Consider the following 8,426-nt stretch of genomic DNA (forward strand, 5'->3'; position numbering starts at 1 on the left):
CCCTCGGGCTTGTCGACTCCCCGCGCGCCCCAGACCACCCAAGCGCCAGACTCCAGCAGCTGTGCCCTGACGTCAGCCGGGGAGGGCGGCGTGCTTGGGGTTCCCACCAACGGCGGGTGGTGGTGGAAGATCTTGCGGGGCCGCTCCCTGCCGGCCTCGTGGAGCTTACGCAGCGTCTTGCGTCGTGGCTTTCTGCGCCGCGCGTGTGGGTGGGGCTGTCGATCATGACCGCATGATGGGTTTCGCGCGTTGGACACTCTCATCCTGATGCCGGACTTATCGCGCTACACCCGTCGCTCCACCCCCTAATGACTGCGGGACCTCAAAGAAACCGACTCGTCACCCACGCGCAAGCGACCACCGCGCGACGCACCACCACCTCGTATGCCGATGGGCGACCTACGAAGCGCTCATCGGTCGCATAAAAAGCCGACCACGACCTACGAATCCCCCCCATCACTTCCCGTAAACCAAATCCCTCAACCCCAAGGACAGTCCCGGCCAGTAGGTAATCACGATCAAGCAGACAATCACCACCCCGACAAACGGAATCAGCGGCCTGACTATCCGCTCCAGCGGCAGCTTGGCCACCGCGCAAGCGGCGAAGAGGTTCACGCCGAACGGCGGGGTGATCATGCCCAGCGCCAGGTTCACCACCATGATGATGCCGAAGTGCACCGGCTCCACCCCGAACTTCATTGCCACCGGCAGCAGCAACGGGGCCAGCACCACGATCGATGCCGACGTCTCGATGAACATCCCGATCAGGAACAGCGCCGCGTTCACGCCCATCAGGAACGAGAACTTTGTTTCGAAGATCTGCGACAGCCACGTACCTAGCGCATCCGGGATGCCCGCGCGGTTCAGCAGGAAGCTGAAGACGCCGGCGTTGGCGATCACGAACATGATCACGGCGGTGGACACCACGGACTTGTGCAGCGTCACGGACAACTGCTTGAAGCTGAGGCGGCGGTAGATGAACTTGCCGACCACCACCGCGTACATCACGGCCACCACCGACGCTTCGGTCGGTGTGAACACGCCACCGTAGATGCCGCCCAGGATGATCACGGGCATCATCAACGCCAGCCAGGCGCTCTTGAACGCCGGCCACAGCGGCAGGCGGCCTTCGCCGTCGCGCTTGCCCAGGTTGTTGCGCTTGGCGTAGAACCACACGTAGAACATCAGCGCGACGCCGATCAGGATGCCGGGCATCACGCCGGCAATGAAGAGCTCGCCGGTGGACGTGTCGGTGGACACGGCGTAGAGAATCATCGGGATCGACGGCGGAATGATCACGCCCAATTCGGCCGCGCTGGCCTGTAGCGACGCGGCAAACGGCGCCGGGTAGCCGTGGCGGACCATCGCCGGGATCAGGATCGCGCCCACGGCGAACGTGGTCGCCACGCTGGAGCCGGCCACTGCCGCGAAGATCATGCAGGTCAGCACGCAGGTGCAGGCCAGGCCGCCCTGGATGCCGCCCACCACGCTCTTGGCGAATTCCACCATGCGTTCGGAAATGCCGCCGGCTTCCATCAGGTTACCGGCCAGGATGAAGAAGGGAATGGCGACCAACGGATACTTGTCCAGCGCGGCGTACAACTGCTGGGCAACCACCACCCAGGGCAGGCCGGCGGTGCCGACGCCCGCCAGGCTGGCCAGGCCGATCGACACGGCGACCGGCACGGACAGCCCGAAGAAGATCAGCATCGAGACAATCATTATTTGGGACATGGCGATATCTGCTGCGTAGGTTCGTTGGGGCGGCTTAGCCTTGCGCGTCGTTGCGCACGGGCACGTCGTCTTCTTCGCCGGCGCACCAGCGGGCCAGCACGGCGATGGCGGCCAGCGTCGCGCCGACGGGGATCGCCAGGTAGATCCAGGAAATCGAGATATCCAGGCTGGGCACGGTCTGGAAGCGCACGCGATAGGTCATGTTGCCGCCGATCCAGGCCAGGAAGCCCAGAAAGACCGCGCAGATCAGGCCGATCACCGTTTCCAGCACGCGGCGCTTGGCGCCACCGAGCAGGTTGCGCAGCAGTTCAACGCTGATCATCGCGCCGTGGCGAAAGGCCAGGGCCACGCCCAGCAGCACGGTCCAGATCAGGAGGGCGCGGGTCAGCACCTCGCTCCAGTCGGCGGGCGACTGCAGCACGAAGCGGGCAATGACCTGGTAGAAGGCGGCAGCCGCGGCGGCTACCAGCAGAAGTTGGGCAAGAACCGAGACCAGCTTGAACAGGCCGCGGTCGAAAGCGCAGAGCAAACGCATGATGAATCCCGATGGCGTCAAACGCACAGGGTGGAAAACGGCAGGCAGCGGGACGAGAATCCCGCCGCCTGAAGGCATGGCGCCCGGGTGGGGCGCCCGCCGCTTACTTGGTGTCGCGGATCGCGTCGACCAGCTTCTTGTCGAACTTCTTGTAGTACTCGGGGTAGGCGGGCTCGACGGCGGCGGCAAAGGCGGCGCGGTCCACTTCGGACACCTGCATGCCTTCCTTCTTCAGCTGTTCGACGCCGGTTTTCTCGATGTTGTCCACGTAGGCGCGCATCGCCATGGCGGATTCCTTGCCGGCCTTGTCGAAGTTGGCCTTGTCGGCGGCCGACAGGCCGTCATAGACATTGGCCGACATCAACACCAGCGCCGGGCCGTACACGTGGCCGGTCAGCGACAGGTACTTCTGCATTTGCGACAGCTTGGCCGACGTGATCACCGACAGCGGGTTTTCCTGGCCGTCGATGGTGCCTTGCTGCAGGGCGGTGGCCACTTCAGGCCAGGCCATGGGCGTGGGCAGGATGCCGATCTGGCGGAAAGCCGTGATGTGGATGGGGTTTTCCGTGGTGCGGATCTTCAGGCCCTTGGCGTCGGCCGGGGTCTTGACCGGGCGCACGTTGTTGGTCAGGTGGCGAAAGCCCTGTTCGCCCCAGGCCAGGGCGATGATGCCGCGGCTGGGAAATTTGGCCAACATGTCCTGGCCGATCTTGCTGTCCAGCACCGCGCGGGCGTGTTGGAGGTCGCGCAGCAGGAAGGGGATATCGAAAACCCCAGTCTCGGGAACAAAATTGAGGGTAGCCCCTGTCGAAACGATGGCCAGGTCGATGGTGCCGATCTGCAGGCCTTCGATGACTTCGCGTTCGCCGCCCAGCGCGCTGTTGGCGAATTGCTGTACCTTGTACTTGCCGTTGGACGAGGCCTCGATGGACTTGGCCATGGCTTCGGCGCCCGCGCCGTAGTGCGACGAGGTCGACAGGGCGTAGGCCATCTTCAGGGTGGTCTGGGCTGCCGAGGGCAGGGATGTGGCGGCCGCGCAGGCGGCCAGAATCGTGGCCGCAAGCCAGGATTTACGCATTGTCTTCTCCGGTATTAGGTATCTTGATGGGCGGCATTGCCTCCCGCCCCGGGATGATATCGGGATTCGGACGCCTTATAGGCGGTTAGTTAACATTGATGAATGATGGATTTCCCTGATATGTCACAGGCCAAGCGCCCCGGTTTCTGGTCCACCCTGCGCCTGGGCGCCAGGATGATGATGCGCGATGCCCGGGCGGGCGAGCTGCGCCTGTTGGTGCTGGCGCTGGTCGTGGCGGTGGCTGCCGTCACCAGCGTGGGCTTCCTGGCCGACCGGGTCGGCCGGGCGCTGGAACGCGACGCCGGGCAGATGCTGGGCGCCGACCTGGTGCTGGACGCCGACGAACCGGTGCCCGCCGCGTTCCTGGACCAGGCGCGCGAGCGCGGCCTGGCGCTTTCCAGCACCTGGCAGTTCCCGTCGATGGTCGGGGCCGGCGACGGCGCGCAACTGGCGGCGCTGAAGGCGGTGGAGCCGGGCTACCCGCTGCGCGGGGCCCTTCGCGTGGCCGAAGCGCCCTTCGCCCCGGATGCGCCCACCCGCGACATTCCCGCCGAGGGCGCCGTCTGGGTGGACGCGCAACTGCTGTCGCTGCTGAACCTGAAAGTGGGCGACACCCTGAACGTGGGCGATGCCCACCTGCGCATCGACCGCGTGATTACCTACGAGCCGGACCGCGGCATGCAGTTCGTCAATGTGGCGCCGCGCGTGCTGCTGCGCGCAAGCGACCTGCCGGCCACCGGCCTGATCGCGCCGGGCAGCCGCATCGGCTACGCCATGCTGGTGGCCGGTCAGCCGGACGCCGTGGCCGGATATTCGGCCTGGCTCAACCAGAATCTGAAGCGCGGCCAGAAGGTTGCCACGCTGGAGTCCGGCCGGCCGGAGGTGCGCCGCACCCTGGACCGCGCGCAGCGCTTCCTGTCCCTGGTGGCGTTGCTGGCCGTGCTGATTTCCGCGGTGGCCGTGGCGCTGGCCGCCGGCCGCTACATGACCCGGCACCGCGATGGCATTGCCGTCATGCGCTGCCTGGGCGCCGTGCAGTCGCAGGTGTCGCGGATGCTGACCCTGGAGTTCACGCTGGTCGGCCTGTTTTCGTCCGCCGCGGGCTGCCTGCTGGGGTACGCGGTGCACCAGGTGCTGGTGATGCTGCTGGGGTCGCTGATCGACACGCAGTTGCCCGCGCCGTCCGCCATTCCCGCCTTGCAGGGCGTGCTGACCGGCCTGTTGCTGCTGCTGGGGTTCGCCTTGCCCGCGCTGGCGCAGTTGCGCCATGTGCCGCCGGCCCGGGTGCTGCGCCGCGACGCCGACACGATCAGCGCCCGCAGCGCCTTCGGCTACGCGCTGGGCGCCACGGGCTTTGCCCTGCTGATCTGGTGGTTCGCGGGCGACGCCAAGCTGGGCGGCGTGGTGGCCGGGGGATTTCTGGGCGCTTTCGCCGTATTCGCGCTGGTGGCGTGGCTGTGCATCCTGGGCCTGGCGCGGCTGCGCGGGCTGGCTTCGGGGCTGCCCGCGCTGCGTTTCGCGCTGGCCGGGGTGGTGCGCCGGCGCGCCGCCACGATCACGCAGGTCTGCGCGCTTGCGGTGGGCCTGATGGCGTTGCTGTTGCTGACCATGACGCGCACCGACCTGATCGACGGCTGGCAGCGCACGATGCCGCCGGATGCGCCCAACCGCTTCCTGATCAACGTGCAGCCCGACCAGCGCCAGGCCGTGACCGATGCGCTGACCCGCGAGGGCCTGGGCCGCATCGCGTTGTCGCCGATGGTGCGCGGGCGGCTGATCGCCATCAACGGCAAGCCCGTCGGCCCTGATGATTACGAAGAACCGCGCGCCAAGCGGCTGGTGGACCGCGAGTTCAACCTGTCCTATGGCGACGAAATGCCGTCGACCAACAAGATCGAGCAAGGCCGCTGGCTGGCGCCGGGCTCATCCGAGGTGTCGCTGGAATCGGGGCTGGCCAAGACGCTGGGCCTGAAACTGGGCGACAAGATGACCTTCGATGTGGCCGGCCAGCAGGTCGAGGCGGCCGTGTCCAGCACCCGGCGCGTGGATTGGGATACGATGCGCGTCAATTTTTTCGCCATCCTGACCCCGGCCGCGCTTGCCGACATGCCCCAAAGCTGGATCACTTCCTTTTACCTGCCGCCTGAAAAGGCGGCAGTGCTGCCCGCGCTGGTGCGCGAGTTCCCGAACCTGACCGTGTTCGACGTGGGCGCCATCCTGCAGCAATTGCAGTCGGTGCTGAATGAAGTGGGCAAGGCGGTTCAGCTGCTGTTCCTGTTCACCCTGGCGGCCGGCGTGCTGGTGCTGTCGGCGGCGCTGACGGCCACCCGCGACGAGCGCATGCGCGAAGCCGCGGTGCTGCGAGCGCTGGGCGCCACGCGCAGCCAACTGGCGCGGTCCCAGCGCATCGAGCTTTGGGCCGTGGGCGGGCTGGCCGGCCTGCTGGCGGCGGCCGGCGCCACCGCGATCGCTTGGGTTTTATCAACCCAGGTGTTCGATTTCACCATTACCCTCAGCCTCTGGCCGTGGCTGGCCGGTATCGGCGCGGGTATGCTGGGCGCCTGGGCAGGCGGCGCCCTGGCCCTGCGCGGCGTGTTGCGCACGCCGCCCCTGGTCACTCTTCGAGAAACCTGATGACGTCCCGCGTCCATACCATTACTGAACCCGTGGAAAACACCCGCAGCGTTTTTGACCTTCTTGGCGGCGAGCCCGGCGTGCGTGCGCTGGTCGACCGCTTTTACGACTTGATGGACATGGAGCCCGACCTGAAGGCGCTTCGCGCCGCCCACGGGCCCAGCCTGGACCAGGCGCGCGACAAGCTGTTCTGGTTCCTGTGCGGGTACTTTGGCGGTCCCGACCACTATATTGAACGCTTCGGCCATCCCCGTTTGCGCGCACGCCATTTGCCGTTCTCGATCGGCGAGGTCGAGCGCGACCAGTGGGTGACTTGCATCGGGCGCGCCATGGAAGACCAGGGCATTGCCCCGCCGCTGGTGGAGCGGCTGCTGGAATCGTTCTACGGCGTGGCCGACTGGATGCGCAACCGTGAAGGCTGACGATCCCCGTAATGGCGCCCAGCGTCAGTCCTGGCCGGGGCCGCTTGGCGGCGCCATGCTCAGCGACGCGTCTCGCCTGGCCGGATCGGGCCCTGAAATCTTCAACCCGGCGCATTATGGCGACCGGGCCCGTCCCGTGGACGCTGGCGGCCGCCAGGCGGCGTGGTTCGTGCAGGGCCAGGGCTGGCAGGGCGTGCTGCGCCGCTACCGTCGCGGCGGCATGATCGCCCGCGTCAGCCGCGATGCCTATCTCTGGAACGGCGAAGACCGCACGCGCAGCTTCCGCGAATACCGGTTGCTGGCCGCCATGCGCGCCCAGGGGCTGGCCGTGCCCGCGCCGCTGGCCGCCGCGTATTGGCGCCAGGGCCCCATCTACCGGGCGGCCATCGTGGTCGAACGGATCCCCGGCGTGCGGCCCCTGGCCCACGCGCTGGCCGAGCCGCTGTGGCGCGCGGTGGCGGATGCCATCGTCCGCATGCACCGCGCCGGTGTCTGGCACGCCGACCTGAACGCCTTCAACATCCTGATCGGGGGCGATGGCCAGGTCTGGCTGATCGATTTCGACCGCGGCACCCAGGGCGCGTTGTCGGATCGGCAGCGTCAAGCCAACCTGGACCGCCTGCGCCGGTCGCTGGTCAAAGTGGCGGGAGAAGAGGGCGATCGCTTCTGGATGAAGCTGCGCGACAGCTACTGGACGGCATGGGGCGTCGGCGTCCAACCCTGATCCGGCGCGGGGGCGCCCGTTTGCCGTCATCGGGCCCCAATTGCGTCGAAGATCCCCTGAAGTTGGGCGGCCGACCGCCAAAAGGCTTTATGATTTCGCCTTTTGGTAGTCCTGACACACACGGCATACAGCAAGGGGGCTCGTAATGGAACTAAGGGCGGGAATGCGCTGGGCGCTAGGCGCGGTGTTGGTCGCGGCATCGGCATCGTCGGCGGTCGCGCAGAACAAGGTCGTCAACGTCTACAACTGGGCCGAATACACGGCGCCGGACACGATTCCGGGTTTCGAAAAGGAAACCGGCATCAAGGTCCGCTATGACGTCTACGACAGCAACGACACGCTGCAGGCCAAACTGCTGGCCGGCAAGTCGGGTTACGACGTCGTTGTCCCGTCCACCCATTACGCCTCGCGCCAGATCGAGGCCGGCCTGTTCCAGAAGCTGGACAAGTCCAAGATCCCGAACTGGAAGTACCTGGACCCCGAAGTGATGGCGCTGGTGGCGACCGTCGATCCCGGCAACGAGCACGCGATCCCCTGGGGCTACGGCACCAACGGCCTGGGCTACAACGTCACCAAGGTCAAGCAGATCATGGGCGACAACGTCGACCTGGGCAGTTGGGACATGATCTTCAAGCCCGAGAACGCCGCCAAGCTGAAAGAATGCGGCATCTCGATGCTGGACGAAGCCGCGCAAGTATTCCCGGCGGTGCTGAAGTACCTGGGCAAGGATCCCAACAGCACCAATCCCGACGACTACAAGGCCGCGCTGGATGTGCTGAAGCAGATCCGCCCGTATATCCGCCAATTCAGTTCGTCGGGCTACATCGACGAACTGGCCGTCGGCGACCTTTGCATGGTCTACGGCTTTTCGGGCGACGTCATGATCGCCAGGAAGCGCGCGCAGGAAGCCAAGAAGGCGTATGAAGTGAACTACTTCATCCCGAAGGGCGGCGCGCCCGCGTGGTTCGACCTGATGGTCATCCCCAAGGATGCCCCGCATCCGGAAGAGGCCCTGGCGTTCATCAACTACATTGAAACGCCCAAGGTCCATGCGGCCATCACCAACACCATGTTCTATCCCAACGCCAACAAAGAGGCGCGGCAGTACGTGGTGAAGGACGTGGCCGACAACCCCATGATCTACCCGCCGGCCGAGGTCGCGAAGACCCTGTACGTGATCAAGGCGCTGCCCTTGAACGTGCAACGCCTGCAAAACCGGATGTGGTCCGAGCTGAAGTCTGGAAGATAAGTCATCATGAGCGATAGCCGTTACTCGGCGCCGCATACGGTCGAGGCGGG

7 protein-coding genes are annotated in these 8,426 nt (G+C 66.2%); 4 read left to right on the forward strand and 3 right to left on the reverse strand.

All coding sequences use genetic code 11. From position 1 onward, the window contains the following. Positions 1 to 456 precede the first annotated feature (456 nt). The 3 genes from ACE039_RS16770 to ACE039_RS16780 form a co-directional block, all read right to left on the reverse strand. Complete coding sequence (locus ACE039_RS16770; protein WP_485822866.1) at positions 457 to 1,734, reverse strand: TRAP transporter large permease; 1,278 nt, start codon at positions 1,732 to 1,734, stop codon at positions 457 to 459. 34 nt (positions 1,735 to 1,768) lie between these two features. Continuing rightward, entirely contained in the window at positions 1,769 to 2,269 is a 501-nt protein-coding gene (locus ACE039_RS16775; RefSeq protein ID WP_313457809.1) for a TRAP transporter small permease, read from the reverse strand. 103 nt (positions 2,270 to 2,372) lie between these two features. Beyond that, a complete protein-coding gene (locus tag ACE039_RS16780) occupies positions 2,373 to 3,347 on the reverse strand; it encodes a TRAP transporter substrate-binding protein (protein WP_313457812.1) in 975 nt (324 codons plus the stop codon). 102 nt (positions 3,348 to 3,449) lie between these two features. Between ACE039_RS16780 and ACE039_RS16785 the strand changes: the two genes are divergently transcribed. The 4 genes from ACE039_RS16785 (at position 3,450) to ACE039_RS16800 (ending at position 8,376) form a co-directional block, all read left to right on the forward strand. Beyond that, positions 3,450 to 5,981 (forward strand): ABC transporter permease, encoded by a 2,532-nt coding sequence (locus ACE039_RS16785; RefSeq protein WP_310032397.1) that lies wholly within the window; start codon positions 3,450 to 3,452, stop codon positions 5,979 to 5,981. Then, positions 5,981 to 6,403 carry a group II truncated hemoglobin gene (locus ACE039_RS16790; protein ID WP_199196873.1) on the forward strand — a complete coding sequence of 141 codons (423 nt, stop codon included), beginning with the start codon at positions 5,981 to 5,983 and terminating at the stop codon, positions 6,401 to 6,403. Before ACE039_RS16785 ends, ACE039_RS16790 begins: the two co-directional genes overlap by 1 nt. Beyond that, positions 6,393 to 7,127, forward strand: a complete 735-nt coding sequence (locus ACE039_RS16795) for a 3-deoxy-D-manno-octulosonic acid kinase (RefSeq protein ID WP_485822867.1) — start codon at positions 6,393 to 6,395, stop codon at positions 7,125 to 7,127. The genes ACE039_RS16790 and ACE039_RS16795 overlap by 11 nt, the downstream gene beginning before the upstream one ends. Before the next feature lie 145 nt (positions 7,128 to 7,272). Then, positions 7,273 to 8,376: a polyamine ABC transporter substrate-binding protein gene (locus ACE039_RS16800; protein ID WP_313457820.1), complete on the forward strand. Its 1,104-nt coding sequence runs from the start codon at positions 7,273 to 7,275 to the stop codon at positions 8,374 to 8,376. Positions 8,377 to 8,426: the final 50 nt, after the last annotated feature.

This window comes from Achromobacter maghribensis (genome assembly GCF_057334215.1).